At 52.6% G+C, this 25,908-nt stretch carries 19 protein-coding genes and 1 tRNA gene; 10 read left to right on the top strand and 10 right to left on the bottom strand.

What is annotated here, in order from left to right:
- Positions 1 to 31: 31 nt before the first annotated feature.
- From ABFZ83_RS06270 to ABFZ83_RS06260, 3 genes are read left to right on the top strand one after another with little or no spacing between them, the layout of a single operon-like run.
- Complete coding sequence (locus tag ABFZ83_RS06270; protein ID WP_411818581.1) at positions 32 to 3,868, top strand: autotransporter domain-containing protein; 3,837 nt, start codon at positions 32 to 34, stop codon at positions 3,866 to 3,868.
- Positions 3,869 to 3,900: 32 nt separating this feature from the next.
- Positions 3,901 to 5,106: a M14 family metallopeptidase gene (locus ABFZ83_RS06265; RefSeq protein WP_411818580.1), complete on the top strand. Its 1,206-nt coding sequence runs from the start codon at positions 3,901 to 3,903 to the stop codon at positions 5,104 to 5,106.
- Positions 5,107 to 5,166: 60 nt separating this feature from the next.
- Positions 5,167 to 6,273 (top strand): hypothetical protein, encoded by a 1,107-nt coding sequence (locus tag ABFZ83_RS06260; protein WP_411818579.1) that lies wholly within the window; start codon positions 5,167 to 5,169, stop codon positions 6,271 to 6,273.
- A 16-nt stretch (positions 6,274 to 6,289) separates the two neighbouring features.
- Here ABFZ83_RS06260 and ABFZ83_RS06255 read toward each other — a convergent pair whose 3' ends face one another.
- The 5 genes from ABFZ83_RS06255 to ABFZ83_RS06235 form a co-directional block, all read right to left on the bottom strand.
- The gene (locus tag ABFZ83_RS06255; RefSeq protein WP_411818578.1) at positions 6,290 to 7,675 is read right to left on the bottom strand and encodes an alanine/glycine:cation symporter family protein; all 1,386 of its coding nucleotides are present in this window, start codon (positions 7,673 to 7,675) and stop codon (positions 6,290 to 6,292) included.
- Positions 7,676 to 7,801: 126 nt separating this feature from the next.
- Complete coding sequence (locus ABFZ83_RS06250) at positions 7,802 to 8,605, bottom strand: DUF547 domain-containing protein (RefSeq protein WP_411818577.1); 804 nt, start codon at positions 8,603 to 8,605, stop codon at positions 7,802 to 7,804.
- A 24-nt stretch (positions 8,606 to 8,629) separates the two neighbouring features.
- Positions 8,630 to 10,846: a TonB-dependent receptor gene (locus ABFZ83_RS06245; RefSeq protein WP_411818576.1), complete on the bottom strand. Its 2,217-nt coding sequence runs from the start codon at positions 10,844 to 10,846 to the stop codon at positions 8,630 to 8,632.
- Positions 10,847 to 11,028: 182 nt separating this feature from the next.
- Positions 11,029 to 13,329, bottom strand: a complete 2,301-nt coding sequence (locus ABFZ83_RS06240; protein ID WP_411818575.1) for a molybdopterin cofactor-binding domain-containing protein — start codon at positions 13,327 to 13,329, stop codon at positions 11,029 to 11,031.
- Positions 13,326 to 13,781, bottom strand: a complete 456-nt coding sequence (locus ABFZ83_RS06235; RefSeq protein WP_411818574.1) for a (2Fe-2S)-binding protein — start codon at positions 13,779 to 13,781, stop codon at positions 13,326 to 13,328. The genes ABFZ83_RS06240 and ABFZ83_RS06235 overlap by 4 nt, the downstream gene beginning before the upstream one ends.
- A gap of 188 nt (positions 13,782 to 13,969) precedes the next feature.
- On the opposite strand from ABFZ83_RS06235, the gene ABFZ83_RS06230 reads away from it, so the two are divergent.
- The 5 genes from ABFZ83_RS06230 (at position 13,970) to ABFZ83_RS06210 (ending at position 18,212) form a co-directional block, all read left to right on the top strand.
- Positions 13,970 to 14,917: an XdhC family protein gene (locus ABFZ83_RS06230; RefSeq protein WP_411818573.1), complete on the top strand. Its 948-nt coding sequence runs from the start codon at positions 13,970 to 13,972 to the stop codon at positions 14,915 to 14,917.
- Positions 14,914 to 15,498 carry an NTP transferase domain-containing protein gene (locus ABFZ83_RS06225; protein ID WP_411818572.1) on the top strand — a complete coding sequence of 195 codons (585 nt, stop codon included), beginning with the start codon at positions 14,914 to 14,916 and terminating at the stop codon, positions 15,496 to 15,498. The genes ABFZ83_RS06230 and ABFZ83_RS06225 overlap by 4 nt, the downstream gene beginning before the upstream one ends.
- A 70-nt stretch (positions 15,499 to 15,568) precedes the next feature.
- Complete coding sequence (locus ABFZ83_RS06220) at positions 15,569 to 16,351, top strand: hypothetical protein (RefSeq protein ID WP_411818571.1); 783 nt, start codon at positions 15,569 to 15,571, stop codon at positions 16,349 to 16,351.
- A 10-nt stretch (positions 16,352 to 16,361) separates the two neighbouring features.
- Complete coding sequence (locus ABFZ83_RS06215; protein WP_411818570.1) at positions 16,362 to 16,943, top strand: YdeI/OmpD-associated family protein; 582 nt, start codon at positions 16,362 to 16,364, stop codon at positions 16,941 to 16,943.
- 186 nt (positions 16,944 to 17,129) lie between these two features.
- Positions 17,130 to 18,212 (top strand): hypothetical protein, encoded by a 1,083-nt coding sequence (locus tag ABFZ83_RS06210; RefSeq protein ID WP_411818569.1) that lies wholly within the window; start codon positions 17,130 to 17,132, stop codon positions 18,210 to 18,212.
- Positions 18,213 to 18,256: 44 nt separating this feature from the next.
- On the opposite strand, the gene ABFZ83_RS06205 is transcribed toward ABFZ83_RS06210, so the two are convergent.
- The 3 genes from ABFZ83_RS06205 to ABFZ83_RS06195 form a co-directional block, all read right to left on the bottom strand.
- Entirely contained in the window at positions 18,257 to 19,861 is a 1,605-nt protein-coding gene (locus ABFZ83_RS06205) for a hypothetical protein (protein ID WP_411818568.1), read from the bottom strand.
- Positions 19,862 to 20,263: 402 nt separating this feature from the next.
- Positions 20,264 to 20,355 (bottom strand) — tRNA-Ser (locus tag ABFZ83_RS06200).
- Positions 20,356 to 20,446: 91 nt separating this feature from the next.
- Positions 20,447 to 23,212: a transglycosylase SLT domain-containing protein gene (locus ABFZ83_RS06195; protein ID WP_411818567.1), complete on the bottom strand. Its 2,766-nt coding sequence runs from the start codon at positions 23,210 to 23,212 to the stop codon at positions 20,447 to 20,449.
- A gap of 134 nt (positions 23,213 to 23,346) precedes the next feature.
- Here ABFZ83_RS06195 and dapA point away from each other — a divergent pair, with 134 nt between their 5' ends.
- Positions 23,347 to 24,228, top strand: a complete 882-nt coding sequence (dapA, locus tag ABFZ83_RS06190; RefSeq protein ID WP_411818566.1) for a 4-hydroxy-tetrahydrodipicolinate synthase — start codon at positions 23,347 to 23,349, stop codon at positions 24,226 to 24,228.
- Entirely contained in the window at positions 24,228 to 24,701 is a 474-nt protein-coding gene (gene smpB / locus ABFZ83_RS06185; protein WP_411818565.1) for an SsrA-binding protein SmpB, read from the top strand. Before dapA ends, smpB begins: the two co-directional genes overlap by 1 nt.
- Here the strand turns inward: smpB and ABFZ83_RS06180 are convergent.
- Both ABFZ83_RS06180 and ABFZ83_RS06175 read right to left on the bottom strand, forming a co-directional pair.
- Positions 24,698 to 25,195 carry a hypothetical protein gene (locus ABFZ83_RS06180; RefSeq protein ID WP_411818564.1) on the bottom strand — a complete coding sequence of 166 codons (498 nt, stop codon included), beginning with the start codon at positions 25,193 to 25,195 and terminating at the stop codon, positions 24,698 to 24,700. The two genes, smpB and ABFZ83_RS06180, sit on opposite strands and share 4 nt — an antisense overlap.
- A gap of 30 nt (positions 25,196 to 25,225) precedes the next feature.
- Complete coding sequence (locus ABFZ83_RS06175) at positions 25,226 to 25,882, bottom strand: uracil-DNA glycosylase (protein WP_411818808.1); 657 nt, start codon at positions 25,880 to 25,882, stop codon at positions 25,226 to 25,228.
- Between the last annotated feature and the right edge of the window lie 26 nt (positions 25,883 to 25,908).

Below are 25,908 nucleotides of genomic sequence, written 5' to 3'. Positions count from 1 at the left end.
CTGTCCGTTTTTATGTTTTGGGGGGATTCTAATGAGAGTTTTATCGCAACTTCTTGGTACCACTGTTTTGGTAAATTGTTTGGGTATTTTCGGCAGCGCGAGTGCTGACTGTACACCCAACACCACGGACGGTTCACTTCCGCCGGGTACAATTATTTCATGTACGGGTGTTGATGCTGACGGTTTTATTGCTTCCACCCAAGACGATGTAACCTTGAACATTGATGCTGGTGCCGACGTTGCTGTCGGGATCTATCTTGATAATGACGCTACGGTCGTAAACAATGGGGAGATTACGAGTACATCAGATCGCGGTATTGAGGTCGATTTGCGTGGTGATGTTACCAATAACGGTACAATCACAATAAACGATGACGCTCAAGATGGTATTAATACGGATGACGACACTGTCGTTCTGAATACCGGCATACTTACAACAAACGGTCTCGATTCAGATGGTATTGATGTGGATGACGACAGCATCGTGACGATTGGTGCTGGCGGTGTTGTCCGGACGACAGGAGATTCGGCGGGCGGTATTCTCGCGGGCGAGCGCTCAGTCGTTAATGTTTTAGCTGGCGGTCTGGTGTCGTCGGAAGGTGCGGTTGACGGCGGCGTAACAGACTCTCATGGCGTTCTTTTTGATGAAGCCGGAGGCACACTGAACAATAGTGGGCAAATTTTATCGACATTTGGTTACGGCGTTTTCGTCGACGACGATAACCCTGGTAACGTTACAAATATCGTCAATAACGCTGGTGGTGTGATTTCCGGCGGTGGCGGCGCGATTTTGACAGCCGGCATATTGGCTGGCGATGCAACGGTCGAGAATGTACAAAATGCGGGTGACATTACCGGCGATATTTTATTGGGTGCCGGCGCGGATTCAATTCAACTATTAAATGGATCTACGATAAACGGGTCGGTTGATCTCAGCCTTGGCGATGACACAGCAGAAATTGTCGACCTTAGTGCGGGAATGTTATCGGGCACGCTCGATGGCGGTGATGGTAGTGATAAGCTTTCTCTGATTTACAATTCCAGCGGAAGTACATCCGGCCTTTTTGCGACGACAGGTTTTGAGACGCAAAGTATCATCGCCAATGGTGCCGCAACCACCGTTACCATTGCGGCGGGTACGCCGCTTTCAGGCGGGATTGTTCTTTCTGGCGATGGTATCGTTATCAACAATGATGACATCAATGTCGCTAACGATGAAGGCATATTCGCGAATGACAACATCACGCTGATCAACAACGCCAATATCGTAACAACCGGGGATTTTGCTGAAGGGATCGATAGTGGCGATAATGTTTCGATCACCCACACAGGGTCGATTATCACTGACGGCGAAAATGCTGAAGGTCTAGAGACCAATTTCGGCTCGACCATTTCGGTTGCATCGGGCGCTACGATTGAAACCAGTGGCGAAGGAGCCGAAGGCATCCTGATCAACGATAATTCGGTTGTCAATCACGCAGGTTCTATAACGACGACCGGCGATCAGGGCGAGGGGATCCAAATCGTCGATATGGGGATCGTCAATATCGCAGAAACGGGTTCGATCTCCACGGCGGGTGAAGGCGCTGAAGGGATTTATTCGGTTCTGCAGGGCGAGATTACGCTAAATGGTTCGATTGAAGCGACCGGTGACGATGCCGACGGTATTGATGGCGACAACGAAACGATTGTTACAATCGGCTCAACCGGATCGATTTTGGTTTCCGGTGACGGTGCCGAGGGCGTTGTTCTGGGGACCGGCTCCCAGATGCAAAATGATGGCAGTGTCGTTGCGAGCGGCGCGAGCGGCGCAATTGGTGTTCGTTTTGATGAAGGTGTCGGAACGCTTACAAATAATGGCCTTATCAGTGCGGTTAATGGTGAAGGGATCAACGTCATTGGTGGTTCAGCCGGTGAAGTCGTTTCCGTAATCAATAATGCGACGGGCGTCATTATTGGCGGAGCGTCGGAATACGCCATTAATGGTAGTCTCGGTACCGAAGAAATAACCAATGCCGGTAGCATCACCGGGAACTCAATTCTCGAGAGCGGTGAAGACATATTCCGAATTGTCGATGCGGGTACGGTCGACGGCTGGATCAATCTGGGTAGCGATAATGACCTGTTTGTCCTTTCGGGGGCAGGCGCGGATGCGGTTTCCGGAACGATCAATGGTGATGACGATATTGATACTTTTGTCATCGACAATGCCGTGACCAGCCTTTCCGGGTCGCAGATCACAAATTTTGAAATTCTGAATCAGCTTTCCGGCAGCAGTAACGTAACCGATGATATTTCGTTTGATATCGCGACCATTGGCGGCGGTAATTTAAACATCATGTCGGGTGCGGAGTTAGATGCAGATGTGACTGTGGCGAACGGCGCTGTGATCTCCGGTTTGGGCGATATTGGCGGTGATCTTAATCTTGCTGGAACGTTTTTAGTTGGCGATCCGTCCGGTCAGGCCGGTACTGTCGGTATTGGCGGCGACCTTTCGGTTATGCCGGGTTCTGATATTACGATTTACTTCTCGTCCGGCACATCGAGCTTGATTGATGTCGCGGGGCAAGCCGTAATCGACGGCGGTGAAATCACGCTCTCAGGTAATCTTGCCAGTGTCGGCAGCGAATTCACGATTATCTCTGCCGATGGCGGGATAACAGAAAACAGCCCGCTATCTATTTCTGCGACCAATCTTTTGTTTGCCGAAATTGCTGATGTCGTGTCCTCAGGCAACGACGTCGTGGTTCAGGTCAATCAGTTGCTTGATGGCTCGTCTATTCTATTATCGATGAATGCGAGTTCAGCCGGTGCGGTTCTGCAAAATGAGCTAGGTGGCGAAGTCGATGCGCAAGTTCTGAACGAGCTTATGACCGTGTCGGGCGGGTCAAATTCGGCAACATTAGATTATGCGCTACGCGGATTGTCGCCTGAGATTTATACCAACGCGCCGACCATGGTTCTGTTCGAACAGTTCGAGGCAATGACCGCTGCCTTTGATCGTCGTGCCTTCGTAAAAGAAGATCGCGATCGCAGTAACTATGTCTGGTCGACGCTGTCGGTAGGCGATGCATTTTATGATCTAGATGGCGGGACCGTTGCTTATGATCTGTCAGATGAATCGTTTGCAATGGGTTTTGATACCCAACTTCGTCGCCGTGTAGCATTAGGCGCTATGCTCGGATTTTCATCGACAGATGCGGACGGCCTAAGTTCTGAGATCAGTGGTAGCACATATAGCTTCGGCGGTTATGCCGTTGTTGATTTTGGCAAGATTGCTGTAAATTCGCTGTTGGCCTATGCGAAATCAAATTTCGACGCCGACAGAAGTGTCGCGAATGGTCTCAGTGGGGCAAAGGCACTAGCTGAGTTCGATGCGAATTCGTTGGTCTTCCATCATCGGTTCTCATATGACGTTTTTGGAAAAGACTCTGCCTTCCAGCTTCGTCCGAGCGTGACTTTTGATTATTACGCAATCCGCCAAGACGGTTTCGAAGAAGGCGGTGACACCGCACTCGGTTTAGCCGTTGACCAGAAAAAACAATCTATCTCTTACGCCAAGTTGGGAACCTATGTTTCGAATAGCTGGGCGTTACCAAATGGATTGAATATTCGGCCGGAAGCCGAAATCACCTGGAATGCTCGCTTGTCCGGTGCCGCTTCCGATATCCGCGCCAGCTTTAGCAATGCCAATGCTGGTGGGGTGATGATTGCGCGCGGGGCCAATCTTCCCGGCACAGTGATTTCAGCAACCGCAGGTCTGTCGATCGGTAGCGAGTGGTGGAACGCGTCAGTGAACTATCGGTACGGCGATGGGAATGGCTATCTGCGCAATGGCGTTACCGCTCGCATTGATGTGCGCTTCTAAGTCACGTCGTTATCGGAAATCGGGATAGAACCATGCGAACTTTGCTTATCGGAGCACTGGTATTTTTGTCGGGCGGCCTATCATTACCGGCAATGGCGCTCGAGGCCTGTGATAATGACTTAGCCCGTCTTGATGCCGATTTTGACGGCGGCCGAATATCTGACTGCGTTGTTGACGGCGATAGTTTTGAAATTCGTATCGATCCCGAAGACCAGCCTATCAATCCCAGCCCATGGTATTCGTTTCGCGTGACACCGAAACAGACTGGCGATTTAAAGGTTAGTATACGGTATAGTTACGGGAAGCATCGTTATCACCCGAAGCGGAGTAGCGATGGTCGCACATGGACGATTGTCGACCCGATCTATGTGAGGGAGCGCCAAAAAGGAAAGCGTGTGGTGATGACCCTTGAGATGGGGGAAGAGCCATTTATCGTTTCCGCACAAGAACTCGTTGGCGTTCAGGCATATGATCGTTGGGAAAAAGGAATGGTTGCGCAGCACTCATTTCTTGAACGCAAAAAGGTTGGCACTTCGGTCGAAGGGCGCCCGATCTACGCCCTGATCAGCACCCCGCCAAATCCGGGCCCCAATCGCGAATATGTGGTCCTATTGGGCCGACAACATCCGCCTGAGTTAACCGGTGCTTTCGCGATGTTTTCGTTCGTGAATACTGTCTTCGCGGATACGGAGCTTGCATCCAGATTTCGTGATCGTTTCGACGTGGTTGCAATTTCTTTGATGAACCCGGATGGGGTGGCCAATGGTCATTGGCGGCACAATGTGAACGGTAAAGATCTCAACCGGGATTGGGGGCCGTTTTCTCAACCAGAAACGCAAGCAGCGCAAAAGATTCTCGACGCTATTGCCGATGATGAAAATAGGCAGCTCCGACTGATGCTCGATTTTCATTCAACGAAAAGAAATTTGTTTTATACGCAAACGAAAAAAGAAAAAACAAATCCGGATAAATTTACAACCCGCTGGTTTGAGGCAGCAAAGCGTCGATTTGATTATTACGAATTCACGCGCGAAGAGCGACGCCAGAGAAATCTACCAACATCGAAAAATTATTCATTCGGTCGTTTTGGTGCGCCTGCAATGACCTATGAAGTTGGCGATGAAAGCAATCGTGCAGCTGTCTCTGCGAGTGCGGTCGTTTTTGCGGAAGAAATGATGCGAACGCTTCTTTCTTACGACGAAGAAGATTTGGGTAAAGACAAAGCTTCGCGAAATTAATGCGTAACTCGCGTCGCATTATCACAAGAAATATACATGATCGTTGGGAGACGGAAATCGATGATTGCAAGACCATGGCTAGTTACATCTCTTGTACTTTTTTCACTTTGTGCATGCTCTGGTAGCAATGGTGAGACGCCGCCGACACCGACCCCGTCACCGCCTCCTGCTACGCCGACGCCAGCGCCGGTTGACCCGATACCATCACAATCGGGGAGTCTCAGCAGCTATCTTACATCACTCGAATTCGGGACGGCGAATGACGGTATATTCCAGGTTCCCGGTGCATCAAAACGTTCGACCCTAAGCGATACGATTGTCGATATTCTGAATTCAGACTACTCAGATGCGCATGATAAAGCGGAAACGATCGGATACGAACTTATTGAGTTCAATGATACCGATACGGGCATTACCCATTATCTATTGCGTGAGAAAAATATGGTTCCATCGGCCGGAAGCCACGGAGGCGGAACCTTTGTTTTCAATCCGGCCGCTAGCCGCAATGTCGCAATTCATGTGCCGCACCCCAAATTCGATCAAAATACGAACCTTGAAGGGATCGCTGCATATCTTGAGTTAGATGTGCGTTATTTTCTGATGGCCGGTGTTCACCGCCGGAGCAGTCCTGTGGCCAGCAGTTGCCAGAACTTTAGCGACTATCGGGTCAGTGATGCTGTTCATAATGATGAGCATTTGTTTTTTGTTGCGCAAAAAGCGATCGAAGATTTTGATAGCACCGTCCACTATATAGAGTTTCACGGGTTCGGTGCAACGAGCCTTGCGACGCTACAGTCGCAATGTGCACCCGGTGACAATGATAAGCTCGTCAATCTTAGTGAAACCCGTTCCTTGGTGAATGCGAGTGGTGTGACCTTGATGACCACTTTGGAGTCGATCATTAACGCAGGTGGGCAAATTTCAGCATGTATTTATAGCCCGGTTCTGAATGTCGATGGTGACGATCTCTATACGACCAGCCTCGGCGGCACGACCAATACGTCTGGTCGTTACACCAACGGTTCTGTTGACGTCTGCGACATGGCAGCCGAAGACGCCAGCAACACCCATCGCTACCTGCATATCGAGCAGAGCAGCAAGGTCCGATCAGACCACCGAGACCTGATGATCGATTATATCGATCAGGCATTAGACGATTTTCTTTGAGCGAAACCAATTCCGTTCATGATGACGTCTTATTGGGTTGTTGCCGCGCGAAATATTCTTTCGATGCAGCGACAACCTTTGGCGACAGGATCAACGCCGAGCTGACAGTCGGGATCGCCATCATGGCGAAGCTGAAATCAATGAAGTTCAAAATGAGCCCCATTGACGAGACAGCGCCCATCAGGATCGTGGCCACATAGATGACATTATAGACCCATGACCGTTTAACGCCGAACAGGAACGAAAAGCATTTCTTTCCGAAATAGGAATAGGAGATCAACGACGATCCGCCGAATGAGAGAATGCACAAAAGTAGGATGTAACCCCCAAAGCCGGGATAGGCGGATTCGAATGCATTCGCGGTCAATGTAACCCCATTGCTTTCGGTCGTTTGCCATACACCGGTCATCAAAATCGCGAGGGCTGTCATCGTACAGATGATAAGTGTGTCGATCACCGGGCCAAGCATTGCGACCAATCCTTCATGAACGGGTTCGCTGGTTTTTGCGGCACCATGCGCCATGGGCGCGGTGCCGAGGCCAGCCTCGTTCGAGAAAGCGGCGCGTCGAACGCCCAAGAGGATTAATCCACCCAATGCGCCGCCAAACATGGCTTCGCCCTTGAAGAAATTCGCGGAGAACGCATCCGTAAAGATCAGCGTGAAATATTTCGGCACTTCACCAATATTGATGAGGATAATACCGACAACGGCGACCACATAAATTACGACCATAAACGGAACGATCATGGTCACGACATGACTAATGCGTTTCAGGCCGCCAAAAATCACGGCGGCTGTCGCCGACATCAGGATGAGGCCAATTATAAAGCTCGCCATTTCGATATTCTGAACGCCCGCGGGGATCAGCATAATATCGCGCACGGCCTGCGTTAATTGATTGGCATTAAAGACCGGCAAGCAACCGGCCATGCCCGCGACACAAAACCAAATGGCGAGGGGTTTCCATTTGCGGCCCAGCCCCTCGATGATGACGTACATCGGCCCGCCTTGAATGACGCCTTCGGAGTCGCGCCCGCGATACATAACGGCGAGGGTACAGGTGAAGTATTTTGTCGCCATGCCTAAAATGGCCGACATCCACATCCAGAAAATCGCGCCGGGGCCGCCAACGGAAATCGCAATCGCAACGCCAGCGATATTGCCCATACCAATCGTCGCGGCGAGGGCGACTGATAGCGCCTGAAAATGGCTGATAAGGCCGGGATCGCCAGATTGATCATGACGGCCGGTCAGTACTGCGATGCCGTGGGGGAGATGCCGAAACGGCAGAAAGCGCGAAAACAAAAAGAAAAATAGCCCGCTTCCGGTGATGAGAAGCACCAGCGGCAAACCCCAGATCCAGTTCGCGGCTGCGGTTACGATCGATTCCAGAAAAGCCAAGAAGCCCCCCTCAAATTGCGTTTTTTGTAAAGAGGATTCGTTATCGACGGTTATTCCCAAATCATCAAGAAAATTTAACCACAGGTCCGATTTGGAATTTTTTTTGGCGAACGGGATTGGCCGAGGTTAATCCGTCCCGTTCAGGGTCCAATCATAATCGTAATGGTCGATTTTTGTGGCACTTTCTAATCGGGAAGCGAGGTCTTGATCTGCGTATGTTGAAATATGCTCGATTACTGCTTCGCCCGATGTTCCGAAATCTTCTTTGAACCAATTATAAATTGACGAGAGCTTGAGCGCCCCGTCAGATTCGAAATTTACGCCGCGCGGATGATTGATATAGTCGCGCGCGGCCCGGTCGAGGTCGTCGTCCAGGGAAGCGGCCGAAAATGGGGTGGGGCGCAAATTAGGGCAGCCGATTGATGCGCAATTGACGGCGTAGTGTACCCGCGGATCTGACCAATATGCGCGTAAAAGACCGTGCTCGATATCATCAAGCGATAACTCGCGCCCATTGATCTCGATCATGTTCATCTTCCACGGGCCAAAAGCAAAGACATTCGGCTTGATGTCCTTGATGCTTTTGACCGGATAGCGATCAATGATCAGGTCGACCGTAAGCGCATTATAAAGGTTCACCCAATAAGCAAAGCTCTCTGCCTTGTTCAGCGTCGTCGGGTCAATATTGGTCAACCGGTTAATATAATTTTTCAGCCGGCTTTTATCGCTGGCGGTGACGTTGCCATATGAGAACCTGTTGATGCCATCCTCGTAGGACGTATCGAGATAGCGTGAGAGCATCGATCCCCAGTCGGCATGGTCAACAACGGTTTCACTGTCACCCGACCACCGACCTAAATCCGCTAGGTCGTTTGCCAGCGCAGGCAGGCCAAAGATCCAGATGATAAGAACGAGTACTGTTCTATACATATCAAACCCCTCGGAAGTCAGTCATTAAAAGCGTGAAGAAATTTCGACGCCCCAAACGCGCGGTTCATTGATAAAACCGGTGAAATTATTGAAATCAAGCGCACCTTCGATGGACGTATCATTGGTAATATTTCGGCCAAAGGCGGCAATTTCATAGCGATCATCCGTTGTGCGATAGCCGACCCGAACACCGCCTTCGATCAAATTCTCGTCCTGAAATTCTGCGCTATCATACAGGAAAAAGCTGATCTTGCTGCGATAGGCCCAATCGGTGAACAGGAAAATTTCGCCCCGACCATCGAAGACGGGTACGGCATATTGCAATGTGGAATTCGCGATCCAGCGCGGCGCTTGCGGCAGGGCATTGCCATCGATCAACGCATTGTTCGTTGCAGGATTAACAGGATCAAGGACGACACAGCCAATCGTGCACACGCCGACTTCAAGATCCGGGTCATTAATTTTCGTTTCGTTGAGGCTCAAGCCAGCAGTAAGGTCAAGCCCCGCAATCGGGCTTAAGGCCGCTTCTGCTTCAAACCCATAGCCGATCACTTCGTCGGCGTTGAGAAGTTGATTGAAATTCCCAGCGCCGCCAACGGCCGTTAGCTGCTGGTCGTTGGTTTGATAATAAAATCCGGATAAAGAATATCTTCCTATACCGGAGAGGAACGAGCCTTTTACGCCGCCTTCAATTGAATCGATTGTCTCTGTATTTGCGACTGTGACCGCATCTCCAAAAACGATGCGTCCCTGAACATTTGGCGCTCGGAACCCGCGGGCATAACGGGCATATATATTCGTGGATGGCGAAAGTGCGTAAGTGATACTTGCGTCGCCGGACACCACCAAATCATCAAGATCCTTCCGCACCGGCGCGAGCGCGCCAGTGCCAAACGGGCCGATCAGGCGTTCTGCGATAAAGGATTTGTCCTCGCCTGAAACGCGGATGCCGCCCTGAAGGGTAATGCGGTCTGACACTGTCCATTCAGTAGAGCCGAAAATCGCCCATGCCGTGGTTTCCTGATCCTGAATTGCACGGCCGTTCTCAATGCCGCCCGATAGGGTATCGAAACTCAGATTTTCGATCCCAAGTTTTTCGTAGAAGAAATATCCGCCGATGGTTGAGTTCAGCGATTGCGAGGGGGCGAAATTCAGCCGAATTTCCTGCGTGAACTGGTCCTGGTCGGTAATGTTGTCGGCGCTTTCCGCTGCAAAGGGAATAGACCCGGTGCCGACCGGCGGCGCGAAGTCCGCGCCAAACCCGCCATCTACATCGCCGCGCGCGGAAATGCCAACCTGCTCATATCCACTGATTGAGGTGAGGGTGCCAAAATCAAATTCAATTTCGGTTTTCAGGCTCGCGCCGAAATTGTAAACCTCAAGCACTTGTGTCGCGTCTTGGGCGGTGGTGCGGCGGTCGAAACCGGATACCAATCCCCCAACGCTGGGGTTGATAATATTTGCACGGAATAAACGAGAACCACCATCAAGGCGGCGGCCATGAATGTTCAACAGCGTCTCTATTCGATCATTCGGCTTGAACAATAATTGAGCGCGTCCGGCAAACTCAAAAAACTCTTCAAATCCGTCTTCGCCGCCGGAAAAACTGTTGTCGACATAATCATCGCGGCGCTGCGTCAACAATGATAGTCGCCCGGTTAGTTTTTCGCCCGCAATGGGCCCGCTGACCGCCCCCTCGACATCGACGCTGTTAAAGCTGCCATAGGCGACGCGGCCATACCCTTCGAATGTTTCGGTTGGCTTTGCTGATTCAAATTTGATGACGCCGGCCGGGCTGTTACGGCCAAATAAAGTGCCCTGTGGGCCGCGTAAAACTTCGACGCGATCAAGATCAAAGACGGGAAACCCTTTCAGAACCGAATTCTCGAGCACGACCTCGTCATAAACGAGGCTGACCGGTTGGTTCGCGTTCAAATCAAAGTCAGTATTGCCGAGCCCGCGAATATAGAACCGTGGATAGGTGCGTCCGGAAGAGGCTTCTGCATATAGGCTAGGGGAGCGAGCAGCGAGAAAAAGAATGTCTTCGCCAGCAGCACTGATTACATCAAGGGTCTCGCTATCAATGACACCAACTGAAATCGGAACGTCATCAACATTCTGAACCCGCTTTTGTGCAGAAACGAGGACGACATCAATATTTTCTTGAGCATTCGCAATCGTTGAAACAAAGATACAGAAAGACAGCGCAAGTAAAGAGCATGAATGACGTTCAATGGACATGCCAAATAATCCCCTGACGGAAGAAACAACCTGTGCCGGCCCCTTGCCAGCAGGCCTTTCATACCGCCATTTCAAAATCTAAGGGGTAAACTCTGATCAACTTTTTGGCATGATTGATTGGGCCGACACAAAAAAAGGCCATCGCAATCACGATGGCCTTTTGGTCGAAGGTTGGTGCGAGTTTACGCCGTGAGCTGGTCGCCAATGGGAAGTTCACGAATGCGTTTGCCTGTAGCGGCGAAAATCGCGTTCGCTAGTGCAGGGGCAAAGGGCGGTGTGCCGGGTTCACCCACGCCGCCCGGTGCCTCGGTACTTTCGACCAAGGCCACATTGACCTGACGGGGCGCGTTGTGAATCCGCAGTAGTTTGTAATCATGGAAATTACTTTGCTCTACCCGGCCATTCTTTGCGGTGATTGCGCTCTCGAGCATGTTGGAGAGGGCGAAAATGCTTCCGCCTTCCATCTGTGCACGAACGGATTCGGGATTAACGGCGATACCGCAATCACAGGCAACCCAGACATTCGGGATATCAATCCGCCCATCATCGCTAACTTTCACTTCGATGGCGGTCGCCACATAACTCAGGAAGCTGCGATGAGCAGCGATACCCATGCCGTGGCCTTGCGGTAAATCGGATCGCCACCCGATTTTATCCGCGGCTATATTAACGACGTTTTTGAGGCGTGCCGTATCGATCGGATATTCGTCATAGAGCTGACCATAATTGCTGTAATCGACTTCAAGGCCTTCATTGGCGATGTCGATCTCACGATCTTCACCGATCAGTTCCAAAAGATAGTCCTTCGGGTCACGGCTACTTGCATGGGCGAGTTCAGCCACGAAAGACTGCGTTGCAAATGCATGTTGGATATTATTGACGGACCTTAGCCAGCCAATCCGAATTTTGCCTTTCGCTTTGCCGTTTTCGAGACGCATATTGGGCACGGCGAATGGGTTATCCATATAGCCAAGGGACAATTCCCCATCCGAGCCGTGTTCGGCGGCGGGATTGAATGTCGAAACGATTGACGGGAAGCTGACCCGTTGCCGCCAGCCCACCAAGTTGCCATCAGCGTCGAGCGCACCTTCGACCCGCTGTGCGGCGACCGTATGCAGATAATCGTGCTGAATATCATCTTCGCGCGTCCAGATGACCTTAATGGGAACATCAAGTTCACGCGCTAGCAATGCCGCTTCATAAACGAAATCGGGCTTGGATTTTCGGCCAAAGCCGCCGCCCAAGAGGGCGTTGTTGACGCGAACATCGCTGTAGTCGATGCCCATAATATCAGCGAGATCGAGACGCGCCTTCTGCGGGTTTTGGGTCGATGTCCAAACCTCGACCTTGCCATCAGTAAATTGCGCGAGGGCGGCTGGCGGCTCCATCTGAGCGTGGGCGAGGTGCGGCACGTAATAATCAGCGGTGACGATTTGGGCCGCATTTTTAAATGCAGCGTCAATATCGCCCTTATTGCGGATGATTTTTTGCGGTGTCGCGACCGCCGCTTCGAGTTCTTTGCGATATTCGGCGGAGTCATAGTCCGAATTATCGCCATCGGACCATTCTATCGATAGGGCGTTGCGTCCCTGAATAGCGGCCCAGGTATTTTCGGCAACAACCGCGATACCCCCAACCGGATTAAAACCGCCTTTGCGGTCGCCAACCGGCATTTCGAGAACATGCAAGACGCCCGGTACTTCTTTTGCGGCCTCAAGATCGGCGGATGCAATTGTTCCGTATAGAACCGGTGGCCGTGCGATGACCGCGATTTTCATGCCCGGAAGGCTGACATCCTGACCGAAAACCGCTTTGCCGGTAAGCATATCATCAAGATCAACGGTCGCGGCGGCCTTACCGATATAGCGCCATTGATCCGGTGTTTTGAGCGAATAAGTGTCTTTTACAATCGCTTCAATATCATCGCCTTCATAGGCAGGTGGATCAAAGCTCGCAGCAATGGCGGCTAGATCGCCATAGCCAACGCGGCGTCCGGTCGGCTCATGGACAACCTCATGAAGTTCGGCCGTGCATTCGTTAAGCGGGACGTCCCATTCCTGTGCCGCGGCGCGTTCAAGCATAGACCTGACGCTGGCACCGATACGGCGCAGCCGAGTAAAATCAGCACGGATCGTCGTTGATCCATCCGTATTCTGATCACCATACTTTGCTTCGCCTTCGGCCTGAACGACGACAATCTTGCTCCAGTCGGCTTCCAGTTCGTCCGCGATAACGCGGGCCATGCCGGTGCGTGCATGCTGGCCCATTTCTGCCCGGTGGCAAAGGATCTGGACTTTGCCATCTTCATCGAGGCTCACAAAAAGATTGAGCGGTTTCAGAACCGCATCTTTGGCCGCGTTTGTCTCGGTGATCGATTGCGAACTGTCACTGCATCCGATCAGCGTCGTTCCTAATATGAATGCGCCGCCGACACCGCCAGCGCGCAAGAAATCTCGTCGGGATACTTTTTCAATTTTAATCATCGTGCTGACCTCGCAGCAGTTTTAATTGCGGCGCGGATGCGGGGATAGGTACCGCAGCGACAAATATTGCCCTGCATTGTCTGGTCGATGTCTTCGTCGCTTGGGTTCGGATTCGATGCGAGAAGCGCAGCGGCCTGCATCATTTGTCCGGACTGGCAATATCCGCATTGCGGAACGTTATGTTCGCGCCAGGCTTGTTGAACCGGATGGTCGCCGTTTTCGCTTAGCCCCTCGATCGTTGTGATGGTGCGCCCATCCAATGTCACCGCAGGCGTGACGCAAGAGCGAATGGCGACGCCATCAGCATGAACCGTGCAAGCGCCGCATTGCGCCATACCGCAGCCGAACTTCGTGCCGCGCATTTCGAGAACGTCTCGCAAATACCACAAAAGCGGAATTGTTTCGTCGTCATCAATGGTGTGTTTTTTACCGTTTATGGTGAGTTCAGCCATTATCCGGATCCCCGTGAAAGTGCTGTGAAAATTCTGGCTGGCACTATAAGTTGATGCCTTTCGGCGCACCAGCTAATTGTCAGGTAAAATGACTATATCACGGAAGCGGAATAAAATATGTCGCAGTGTGGATTTTTTTGGTTGCGTATTTTCGCGCATTGCGAGTTGCGTTTCATCAGGATTTAAAAATGCCGAATTTCAAACAGATAAATAATATTGGCGAGCATGCTGTCGATCAATTTGGGTTTATTGATCAATGTCACCAAAAGAATTTGAAAACTGCGCTTGTTACAATTGTCGGAATTATTGGCCGCGCATCACGCAAGCTCGGCGCACATATGGTGGTCTGTGAGGATGGAACTTATGCGGGCTCGGTCTCTAGCGGGTGCATCGACGGTAATGTCGTTGCTATGGCGCTTGATGCAATTGAAACAGGCCAATCGAAACGTGTTCAGTTCGGCGAAGGTTCGCCTTTTGTCGATGTCAAATTGCCTTGTGGCGGCGGCGTTGACCTTTTGATTTTGCCCATGCCGGATGCAGATGTCGTCCGCAATTTTCTTGATCAATTGATGCGCCGAGAGACGGTTTCGCTTGAATTGAGCGAAGCGGGAATTTCTCTGGCTGTGTGTGAGCCGCGTGACGAAATATTTCAATTCACCTATGAGCCGAAAATCCGTCTTTGTCTCGCAGGCCGGGGGCTGGAATTATTGCAGTTTTGCCGAACCGCGGCGGCGGCGGATTTCGAGATTATTTCCTACACGCCGGACGGCGCGGATCGTGATGCGTGCGCGGCGTTTGGCAAAGCCTTTCAGCTCTCGGCAATTGGGGATGTCAATAATTTGAAGGCGGATCAATGGACGGCAATCATCTTGTTATTCCACGAACATGAATGGGAGCCGCCTTTGCTTGAACAGGCATTGGCGACCGATGCGTTTTATGTCGGCGCGCTAGGCAGTAAAGTGACCCATGAGGCGCGCATCGAGGCGCTAAAGCTTCGCGGCGTCGACCAGTCGTCACTAGATCGACTGCGCGGCCCCATCGGATTGGTTCCTTCAATGCGTAATGCGTCAATGCTCGCAATTTCAACACTCGCCGAAATCATCGATCATTTCCAGCGTAGACGGAGCAATGGATGAAGCTCGAGGAATGCGCGATACTGGTTTTAGCAAGCGGCCTGTCACGCCGGTTTGGTAGCGCGAATAAACTTCTGGCTAATTTATCAGGTCGGCCACTGGCAGATCACATCGCGCAATGGATTGAAACGACACCAATCGGGCAAAAATTTGTTGTCGTTCCGCATGGCGAAGAAATGCTGGCTGAGATATTTACGGGACGCGGGTTTACTATCCTCGAAAATAGTAACCCCGACGCGGGGCAGGGCGCATCGCTAGCGATGGGCGTAAAAGCCATAACGCAGACCCTTTCCCCCGCCGGGATTTTTGTCGCCCTTGCAGACATGCCGTTTGTGCAACCGGATACATTCTTGCGGCTTGCCGCAACTATCGGAAATGCGAACCTTGCGATTGCCACAGATGGCAAGCGCACAACACCACCGGCGCTATTTGCCAAAACACTCTTTCCCGCATTGATTGCGTTAACGGGCGATCAAGGCGCAAAGCAAATTCTCGACGCGCATGGCCCCATCGCGCGATTGCCCGTCGACCCGGAACAACTCCGCGATATCGACACGCCCACTGATCTTGGGGCCGGAAAATAATTCAGATTCTTCATTTGGGATTTCATTGAATACTTGATACATATTGCTTTGCAATGACGGGGAGCGTGTTGTGAAGAATGCACCACTAATTATTGGCGTGTTTATCGCGGTCACTGGATTGGTTGTGGGCATTCGAATGATGAACGCCAAGTCTAAGCCCGGCCTTGAAGAACGTGTCCAAAATGCGTGGACGACCAGCGCACCCGATGTCGCTACATCGAATGAAAACAAGGCCGAAATCTCAGCCGAGGCGATAGAAGAGCTTCGCAAGGCAATACAAAAAGACACGCCGTCTAAGACGGTAGCGCAAGAAAAAGAAATATCGCCAGAGGCGACCGAACCCAAGGCTGCGCAGGAGACATCGGAACAAACCGCATTTGATTACGACTATGCAATTCAACTTGCGCACGCAGTCGGCGATTTCGATAAAGCGTCAGTATTGCGATCTTGCCAAAATTCTGAGGCATTCGGCGTCGCTCGGGTTTCATCGGATCTGGCGCAGAAAATGCGTGAACATTGCCCCCGGCGTAATTTTGAAATCATTGTTGACAGCGCGCAGGATAAAAAATTCGGCGCGGCCGGTTCAACGAAGGAGGCGCTCGACCCTAAATTGGAAGCCTGCCGCAATGAAGCGCGCAAACATATCATCGAATGCGCGAAACATACGGATTACCAGAATTGCGAGCCGTGGGGGTGTCCGGACACGGTCACTTGTGACAAACGACTGACCCCGTGTGACGATCATGACGCGCCTTTCGGCTTGTCCGGAAAATTTTACTGCGATCACCGCAATTGGCGAAATCGCGACCAAGACTATGGGACAGTGGTCGCGTTAGCGTGTCCATCGGAATAGGGATAAGATAATGGCAGGCACAACCCCATTGGATAAGATGTTTTCAGAAGCTGAGCGGTGGCGCGACGAAGGCATTTTGTTGCGCGAGATCCTTTTGGAATGTCCGCTTAATGAGGAAATCAAATGGGCAAAACCCTGTTACACCCATAATGGGAATAACATCGCAATCATTCAGCGGATGAAAAACGGCCTTGCCCTGATGTTTTTCAAAGGCGCGATTTTATCTGATCCAGAAGACATTCTCGAAGAGCCGGGGCCAAACTCGCGATCCGGAAAACGAATAATGTTCACCGAAAAAAGTGAGATTGCGGATAACCGCGCGCGTATAAAACGCCTTGTCAATGACGCGATCAAGGCGGAAGCCGATGGACGTCAAATTCCTAAACAAGAAAAAATGGAATTGGCGAAAGAGCTGATTGAGACCTTAAGCGATGACCCCAAATTAAAATCAGCTTTTGATGCGTTAACGCCGGGTCGCCAGCGCGGCTATAACCTTTATTTTTCTGCGCCCAAACAATCGAAAACCCGTTTCGCTCGTATCGATAAATATCGCGACAAGATACTTTCGGGAAAAGGGTTCCACGACCGCTAAATTCAAAACCCAAAAGCAAGTATGGCGAAAATCGGACAGCAATAAGACTGTTGCGTGGCGATTTGGTTTTCTATTGCGCGGTGCGAAAATTATAACTGGATATTCGCCACTCAGGGCTTGTGAAAACATAAGCAGCGGTTAACAGTTCTACCGGTCTATTTGTCTATTCGACCGGGGAGAGTATCAGTGAAAATTCGGGTTACCGTCGCGCTCTTGGCGTGTGTTGTTTCGTTTGGCTTTGCTGCCGCGAATGCGCAAACGCGCGAAAGTATAGCGCTAGGGCCGCAATGGAGCGGCCGCGAAATTACCGATGACGTATGGCGTATCTATAATGAAGAATATCATGACGTTGCGATCCTTGTTTATGCGGACCGGCGCACGGGTATTCCGTTTGCGGAGGCATTTGAGCAAACAAAGCAAGAGCGCGCCAAGATAGATAAATGTCCCGCATTGGCCAATGCCGAAACCAAGCCGGAATACGAGCTGTTTGCGGCGGCTATGGCTGCGCTGAAAAAAATTGATGACGATCCGGCGAATGACGTTCCGGAAAACAGTCTACCAATCATTGGGTATGAGACAGTCGACAGTGTGGCCAACCCGCGGTGTGCGCTTATTGCGCGCGAATTGGCGGGCGGCACAATGCTTTATACGGTCGTTATTCATATGAAGGGCGAGGTGATAGAGAACTTTTACCGGATCCCCGAGAAAGCGCGTGATCTGATGAAATTACTGCATGAGCGCGCGACCGCAGCCCTTGCAAAGGATACCGCTGCAACCTCGGAAAATGAACCGATCGAATGTGTGGGCACGGTCATGTATGACGATTGGGTGATGTCCTGGTCGCCAAAATTGGGCACGCTCTATGTTCGAAATCCGGAATTTCTCAATGCGGGCGCTGTCGGCGATCAAAAGGTGCGCTTTGGCGTAACGGTCCGAACGAAGTTCGATTCAAAAGGCCAGCCGATAGAGACCACGAACAATATCTATATCGCCGCGAGAGACGGGGATAACGATTATGTTCCGAAGAAAGAATTCCTTATGGTCGATGGGCGGGTGGTTCAGCGATGGGGTACCGGATTTGAACAATGGGCAGGCCCGACCGCTGAGGCGATGAGTGCGCTGGATACCGGTAAAACGGCCGAAATGGCCACGCAGGAGCTCGGGCGCATTCGGTTTACATTGAAAAATTTCGATTTGCTGCTTCCACTATTGAATACGAATCAGCAAATCGCGGCGCTCACCGATAAATTAGGTAAGTGTGCAGAGTAAAAAATGGCCTGTCATCGGTTTTTAGCTGACAGGCCAACGGCACCCTAGTTCGTGAAACAGGTTTGCCGTACGCCATATTTCGTTGTTTCCGTGTTGTAACAACGGGTCGAGACGGCAGCATTGTTTGACGGTTTCCAATTTCCCAAGGCGTCATAGGCCGCGTCGATCTGTGCCCGGCGGGCGGCCTCTTTGGCATTGGCGGCGTCCCATTTTGCCTGTTGCGCCGCTTCGGCGCGCATTTGTTGGTTATAGGCACGGGACCAGGTCTTATGGGCGAGGGGCAAGATTTCTGGCGGGATGACCGTACAAAAAGCCGACCCCGGCGCACCCCACGGTTTGGTTTTAAGGGCGAGACCGACAAAGTCTTGTTCCGCTAGCGTCATCGACGACCAGTCATGCGCGATATTGCGCGCATGCCATACGGCGGCATAGCAATTGGAACCCTGACGGTAATCAGGATCGGAAATCGTCTGGTTGCGCCACATCCATTTCTCGGCAAAGTTTTTCCAATCATTGTCATTATAAACGACGGGGCGTTTACCGCGGAACTCGTAACTCGCGCCATAGGCGACAAAAAGCTTCGTATCCTGCTTTTGTAACCAGTTGCTCAATACTTCCGGCATGGGCGGGCAGGCATTGCCTTGCTTATGGGCTTGTTCATAGCGCAGGGCCCAACCGATTGCGCCATCGGGCACCGGATCAACAATGAAACTCGTCGGTGGGCGGTTAATGCCTGCAAAAATATAGCTATAAGCGATCTGGCAGCCATCAAGCGTGCCGAAGCGTTCTCGGTCCGTGCGGGACAGTAGCTCCTTCCGTTTGGACTCTCTTAGATACGCAATTTCTCGCGCTTTGGCCTCGGCTTTTTCTTTGGCTTCTTGTTGAGCGGCTTGTTCCGCTGCGGCAATAGCGGCGGCGTCACTGGCGGCCCCATAACCATTCTCGTCATAAAACGCCATAAAGCTTGGGACCAATTCACTCGGCACAAGAGAGCAGGTTTCCGGTTTTGGCTCGGGTCGGTTTTTTCGTAAATTGGTCATCCCGAAGACAAGCCGACCCCAATTGTCATAGCGCTCAATCTGCGCGTCGGTCATCTTCGGGGCCTGGTCTCTTTCTCGTTTGCCGCGCCAATAAATAGTCTTGCCCGCCCTTGTGCATATATCCATCGGCAATGCCATTTCGGACATTCCAACTTCGTCTAGAAAAATGCCCGACCCAGCCGAGCCGAAACAATCACCCACCGTGCCCATCGCAAAACGAATAGCGCTTTCGGGCGGCGGGTTTTTGAAATACGCATCGGTAGCACTGCCGGGCGCAATTTCTCTTGATTTGAGCGTGTTGGCGATCTCGTGATTAACCGGCAGGCCACAATCGCGCTGTCCATCGAAGCAAGCTGAAAACTTTTCGATGTCAGTGTATGACAATTCATTCGTAAACTGATCGCCAGCGACGTGCCACTTCAAAATCATGGCTGCATCGGAATAGGTAGGGATACTCCACATCGTGCCAATTTTGTTGAAGTAGGTCTTTGAGATCAGGCAGGTCGGATTTTCTTCAAACGGTGACCACGCCCGTTGCGATGTCTGGGCCTGGGCAATGGTGATGGTCGCACCGATCAATCCGATTAGGGTCAAAAAAATACGTTTCATTCGAACAGCTCTCGTCTCCCGCGATAGGTCTGACTAAATTTTATGACTGTTCTTTGAGTGCGCAATTACTAAGTTGTATGCCGTAACGAAAAGGTGGTTCGGTTCGCTATCTGAACGCGCAGTGCACACATAAAAACGACCATAGCGCGTAAAAGCTTGTGTTTCGCATCCGGTCCAAGGGCAATCCTTCAAAAATTCCGTACTGTGCCGCATCGTCAGAAAGAGTGCGGGATGAAAAAATTTAATTTCTCTCACAAGGGAAGAGACAGCGCTGAGATCGAACGGTGCCACGGAAATTACCTGCGAAGCACATTTCAATGTCTTTCGCGGACCCGTTAGCTTTTATCGGAGATCAGATTTGGCGCGGTTTGAAACGAGCACGATATCTGAGAAAAGAGGCGCTGGCGGAGAGGAAGGGATTCGAACCCTCGAAGGGAGATAAAGCCCTTACTCCCTTAGCAGGGGAGCGCCTTCGACCACTCGGCCACCTCTCCACCGCCGCTTTTGCCCGGAAATGAAAGCTTTGGCAAGGCGCTAACGCCGCGAAATTGTGAATGAATTTCCCCGGATGGTTTTGGGCCGTGGTTAACAGGTCTTATTGCCGCCCCTGAGTTCCGCCAACATACCTGCATTAAGGTCCGTTGCCTCCGCGTCGTCCTCGGCATTACTGGCGATGAATGCCCGATAGGTCAGGCAGTTGTCCATGTCGTCGGATGTGGTGAGTTCTGTTGTGGTGCTCGCTTCGATGATGACCGGTGCGGGCGCAGCGTTGGGAAGGGGTTCGGCCAATTCAGGTTGGGCCACTTGAGGTTGGGTAAGCGTTGCTGCGCTTTCCTCCTCGGTTATCGTCGCCGTTATGATTGCTGGCGCGGTTGAGGGCGGTACATTCGCGGGTATCTGCTCGATCTTGGCAGGTGCCGAGATCGGCGCAGGCTCTTTGTCGAGGGCCGGTATCGTTTCGTTCTCGGGGAACGATATTGGCGAAGCCTTCCGGCCGCGACGTTGTTTCTGTGGTGCCGGCGCTGCGGGCGCTTCAACCTCAATCGGCGGGTTTAGCGCCGCTTCGGCTTCTTCGGCAAAACGCTTGGCGCGATCGGCCGTCCGTGCAGGCAGGGGCGGCAATGTCTGTTTGCCGCGCACAGCCGCGAGATTAGCCAATACATAGGACGGGCCCTCGGTGGATGCTGAACGCCCCTCGGGGCCGCCGCGCTCAAGATCGGCGTAAAGCCGTCCGGGGATCGCGCGGTCGCCAATCCGTCCGCGATAGACCTGAACATTTTCGAGAACCCGTTGAACATAGTTCCGGGTTTCTGAGAACGGGATCAATTCCACCCAATCAAGCGGGTCCACATCGGGGCTGCGCGGGTCACCATATTCCTGCACCCAGCGGTCCACCCGGGCGGCCCCGGCGTTATATCCCGCAAGGGTCATGATCAGCGAGCCGTCAAAACGGTCGATCAAATGCGAAAGATGCGCCGAGCCGATTGTCATATTATAGACCGGATCGTCCAACAGCGCCGAGCGGGAATAGGTCAATCCTTCTTTGCGGGCAGTGATTTGCGCCGTGCTCGGAATAATCTGCATGACGCCGCGCGCACCGGCCCGAGAATAGGCGCGGGGGTTAAATTCACTTTCCTGACGCGACAGGCCCAGAATGATTTCCGGCGCGACATAACGCTTTGCTTCATCCGGCACGAAGACAAGCGGATAAGCAACTTCAGGGGCAAAGGCACCGCGCTGGATGCCCACCTTGCCTGCACGAACGGTGAGGTGCGGTGCGCCTTCGCCATCAGTGAGCTTTGCAAATTCTAGATATTCGCCGGGCCGCTCTAGCTGGTCGTCGACATGATAGGAAAAGACCATGAATTCATATTCGAAATCGAGATCGGTCAGAATCCGCAGTGCCGCAACGGTCGGGCGCGACGCAAAGAGCGCACGGTCCGTATGGGTTGTCTCGGTCGGCGGAGAGAACTTCGCATTGCTCAGCGCGCCGCCAACCTCTTCGGCGGCCAGTTGTCCGTAATAGGAATAATAATGCTTCGCCGCTTCGACAAAATAATTATGCGCGCGAATGTCATTGCCTTGGGCCTTTGCCGCGCGGCCAAGCCAGTAATAGGCGCGCGAGACCGAAATCGGCGACCCAACCGCAGAGGCGAGGGCGAGAAAATGCGATTCAGCCCGGTCCGGCGCATCAAGGAAACGTAACGCGATCCAGCCCGCATAAAACTCCGCCTCGGCAAAGTCGCCGCCATCTTCGAGGCCATGAGCGGCCGCAAGAGAATAGGCGTCGGAGAAACGTCCGTTTTTCAGTGCCCAGCGCATCAAGAGCTGACGTTCATCCCACCAGCGGCCACCATTACGCACGACTGACGGATCGGTTGGCGCTTTGGCCGCGAGCGCGATGGCATATTGTTCATCACCGCGTCGACGGAAATGACGAACGGCTGCGTGAAGTACGCCAGAATCCAGTTGCGCCTCTTCAGGGAGGGCGTTGTACATTTTTGGCGCGCTCGATGCTGCCATCAATAGGGCTGCGCGCGCTTCGGCTTTGCGGCGCTCTTTGCTGTCTAATTCGCGGAAAATCCGGCGCGCATTTGTGACCTGCCGGTCCCATAACAGCCGATCAACGCGCGCGGCGTGGTCTTCTTTTGAAAGGCGGCTTTTATAGGTCGAAAGAATCTGGCGCTCTTCGGACACCGTGAAGGTGTCGTTGATCCAGGCATTGCGAAGGAAATGTTCGCCGCCGGTTTTATCGCCCACTGCGAAAAGCGCGCGCACAAGCTGTATCTTCCCCTTGCCGGTGACCGGCTCGCGCGTGTCAAAAAATGCGAGAACATCATGCGCCGAGGCATCATTGGGAATGTGCTTCTCTACATAGGCGTGAATGCGGGTCAGTGCGGGCCAGTCCGGGTTCGCGTCAAGAAATCGATCGGCCGCGTTGAAATCCACATTCGGATCTTGGGCCATGAAATACATCCACCGGCCCAGTTCGCGCGCAATCGGGTCTTCCACAAGATCTGCAAGCGCCTTGCCGGTTGCGAAGTCGCGCGACTTCAGCGCTTCCTTGACGGCGATAAGCCGCTTCTTGTCCGCAAGAGAAATATAGGTCGGGCCGGGTGCAGGCGGTTTTATTCGCGGCGCATCGGAAAAACTCGCGGCCTGTGCCGCCCCGGTTGCGAGAACCGGCGCGATACCGATGGCGAGGGATAACAGACCGGATTTAAGGAGGAGCGCCCAGCGATTTTGGGTAACGCCGCCGCGCCGGGCGTCGCGGTTTCCATTCGCTTTGCGTGAAAAAATCGTATTCCGGCATGAGACTCGGCCGGGTCGTACACATTTATTGCCAGACATACGCAACGATCATCCCCTTGAAACTCGCTCGCACTCCTGACATTACCCCATCTTTGGTTTGTTCAAAACAGTACCGGCTTGCTGAAATGGTGCTAGAAGACTATGCAAACCTTAAATTTGAGAAAAATGAGCCAATGACAGCATTTAGTGGGGCCATTACGGCCCTTGTAACACCTTTTAGAAACGGCGCGGTTGATGAAGCCGCATTTGAAGCCCTGGTCGAGCGCCAGATTGCGGCGGGAACCCACGGTCTGGTGCCGGTGGGGACAACTGGCGAATCAGCGACGCTGACCGATGAAGAACACGAAAAGGTTGTGCGCCTTTGCGTTAAGGTCGCGAATGGCCGCGTTCCGGTTATCGGCGGGGCGGGATCAAACGAAACCGCTTATTCGATTTCAATGGCTCAGCGCCTTCAGGACACCGGCGTCGATGCGATCTTGTCTGTCACCGGCTATTACAACCGTCCAAGTCAGGCTGGTTTGCTCGCGCATTATACGGCGCTGCATGACGCAACGAATATCCCGATCATTATTTATAATATCCCGGCGCGGACGGTGGTTGGTCTCTCGCGTGAGACGATGGCAGCGCTGTCGAAACTCGATCGGATCGTTGGTGTGAAAGACGCGACTGGGGATCTTGCGCGGGTTGCGGTTCAGCGCCGCGAATGCGGAAAGAAATTCGTCCAGCTTTCCGGCGAAGACATGACGGCCGTTGGCTTTAATGCCATGGGCGGTGTCGGCTGTATTTCGGTGACGTCGAATGTTGCGCCGGAACTTTGCGCAAAAATGCAGGAAGCCTGCCTGAATGACGACTACGTCACGGCGCGCGAATTGCAGGATCGTCTGGCACCATTGCATGACGCCTTGTTCACGGACGCAAGCCCGGGGCCGGTGAAATATGCGATGTCGCTCATGGGTTTGTGCACAGATGAATTGCGCTTGCCGATGGTTGCGCCGAGCGATGCATCCAAAGCGAAGGTGAAGGCCGCGCTCAGTGAGCTTGGCCTTATCGGCTAATGGCATCCAAAGCATCCGATGGCCGTAAGATCGTGGCGGAAAACCGCCGCGCTCGGCATGAATATTTTATCGAAGATGTTATCGAGGCCGGGCTGGTGTTGACCGGGACCGAGGTGAAAGCGCTACGCGAAGGCAAAGCCAATATCGCTGAAAGCTATGCCTCGCCGGAGGATGGCGCGATCTGGCTTATCAATGCCAATATTCCTGAATATTCCGCTGGTAATCGTGAAAATCACGAACCCAAGCGCCGCCGAAAATTATTGCTGCATAAACGCGAAATCGCGCGACTGGCGCAGGCGGTGGAACGTAAAGGATATACGCTGACGCCTTTGCGGCTCTATTTTAACGAACGCGGCCGCGCAAAGCTCGAATTGGGTTTGGCGCAAGGTAAGAAGCTTCACGACAAACGCGAAACGGCGAAAGATCGGGATTGGGGTCGGCAGAAACAACGTCTGCTGCGTGATCGCGGCTAAGGGTTTTTCGCCCCGTTTGGTTCTTCTTCGTAATAGGGCACGAATGCCAGAACAGTCTGGAAGGCCGCCGCCGCACCCGCGCCGCCAGAGGCACACAATAACAGCACACTGATGATGCGCGGCTCAACGCCGCCAAGCAAAAGCGCAACGCCGAGCATGACGCCAAGGGCGACCATCGCGCGGGCGTAAAAGCGCAGCAACTTTGAAAAGGCGTCGCCACGGGTCGTGAATTGCGCCGCGAAACGTGGCCGCGCGATCCAGATATACATCCAGCAGCCAAAGCCTGCAGAGATGATTGCGCCAATCAGACTTAATCCGTGGAACAGGTCCGCCAAGGTATCGCGGGCTTCAGCAAAGCTGATTACGGCAACCGCCGCGCCGATCACACCAAAGACTGCGCTGATGAATAACGTCATCAATGGTTTCGCGGTCTTTGCATCGCGAAACGCAAGCTGGCTGCCTTTGGGGGGCAAGCCCCAGTTCCTGTTGCTCATCTAAGCGTCTCCAGCACTGCTTATTCGGCGTCAGCGTTGATCTATCGTATCACGAATTGCGGCGAAAACATCCTCGAACATCTCAGGTGTCAGGCGACGAGTATTCGTATTGTATCGCGAGCAATGGTAGCTGTCGAACAATTGTAGGCCGTTTTGGTTCACAACATGCTGTGCGCCGTGAGAAAAGGGCGCTTCTTTTGGCTTCAGGCCTAGCGCGGCGAGTGTGGAATCATGCGCAATCCGCCCCAGACACATAATGACTTTGAGGCGGGGAAGGGCGTCAATCTGGTTGACCAGGAACTGGCGGCAGGTCTTGATTTCCGCCCCAATCGGTTTGTTCGCGGGCGGAACACAACGGACCGCATTGGTGATCATTGCACCCTTTAGTTTCAGCCCGTCATTCGGATCGGCCTTATACTCACCGGTAGAAAAACCGAAATTTGCAATGGTCGCATAAAGGAGATCACCCGCCCAATCGCCCGTAAAAGGTCGCGCCGTGCGGTTCGCCCCATGCAGCCCCGGTGCGAGGCCGACAATCAGCAATTTCGCGTTCTTGTCACCAAAGGACGGCGCAGCACCGTTAAAGTAATCGGGATAGGCTTCGCGATTGTCATCACGGAAAGCCGCAAGGCGATCGCACAATCGACAATCGACGGGCGGATCCGTCACTGACGGGTCCGCAATCATAGGTTTTGTTTTGGCCACAGCAATCA

The sequence above is a fragment of the Hyphococcus formosus genome (assembly GCF_046736345.1).
Taxonomy (GTDB): Bacteria; Pseudomonadota; Alphaproteobacteria; order Caulobacterales; family Parvularculaceae; genus Hyphococcus; species Hyphococcus formosus.
The sequence above is the reverse complement of the archived record's forward strand: the minus strand, read 5'-3'. Positions and strand labels throughout refer to the sequence as shown.

Bases quoted from the DNA above. Each gene is read 5' to 3' on its own strand.
- ABFZ83_RS06230 (WP_411818573.1), top strand. From the start codon at position 13,970: ATGCCGAATTTCAAACAGATAAATAATATTGGCGAGCATGCTGTCGAT.
- ABFZ83_RS06215 (WP_411818570.1), top strand. From the start codon at position 16,362: ATGGCAGGCACAACCCCATTGGATAAGATGTTTTCAGAAGCTGAGCGG.
- ABFZ83_RS06240 (WP_411818575.1), bottom strand. From the start codon at position 13,329: ATGATTAAAATTGAAAAAGTATCCCGACGAGATTTCTTGCGCGCTGGC.
- ABFZ83_RS06175 (WP_411818808.1), bottom strand. From the start codon at position 25,882: ATGATTGCGGACCCGTCAGTGACGGATCCGCCCGTCGATTGTCGATTG.
- ABFZ83_RS06265 (WP_411818580.1), top strand. From the start codon at position 3,901: ATGCGAACTTTGCTTATCGGAGCACTGGTATTTTTGTCGGGCGGCCTA.
- ABFZ83_RS06245 (WP_411818576.1), bottom strand. From the start codon at position 10,846: ATGTCCATTGAACGTCATTCATGCTCTTTACTTGCGCTGTCTTTCTGT.
- ABFZ83_RS06180 (WP_411818564.1), bottom strand. From the start codon at position 25,195: ATGAGCAACAGGAACTGGGGCTTGCCCCCCAAAGGCAGCCAGCTTGCG.
- dapA (WP_411818566.1), top strand. From the start codon at position 23,347: ATGACAGCATTTAGTGGGGCCATTACGGCCCTTGTAACACCTTTTAGA.
- ABFZ83_RS06260 (WP_411818579.1), top strand. From the start codon at position 5,167: ATGATTGCAAGACCATGGCTAGTTACATCTCTTGTACTTTTTTCACTT.
- ABFZ83_RS06270 (WP_411818581.1), top strand. From the start codon at position 32: ATGAGAGTTTTATCGCAACTTCTTGGTACCACTGTTTTGGTAAATTGT.
- ABFZ83_RS06235 (WP_411818574.1), bottom strand. From the start codon at position 13,781: ATGGCTGAACTCACCATAAACGGTAAAAAACACACCATTGATGACGAC.
- ABFZ83_RS06225 (WP_411818572.1), top strand. From the start codon at position 14,914: ATGAAGCTCGAGGAATGCGCGATACTGGTTTTAGCAAGCGGCCTGTCA.
- ABFZ83_RS06205 (WP_411818568.1), bottom strand. From the start codon at position 19,861: ATGAAACGTATTTTTTTGACCCTAATCGGATTGATCGGTGCGACCATC.
- ABFZ83_RS06195 (WP_411818567.1), bottom strand. From the start codon at position 23,212: ATGTCTGGCAATAAATGTGTACGACCCGGCCGAGTCTCATGCCGGAAT.
- smpB (WP_411818565.1), top strand. From the start codon at position 24,228: ATGGCATCCAAAGCATCCGATGGCCGTAAGATCGTGGCGGAAAACCGC.
- ABFZ83_RS06250 (WP_411818577.1), bottom strand. From the start codon at position 8,605: ATGTATAGAACAGTACTCGTTCTTATCATCTGGATCTTTGGCCTGCCT.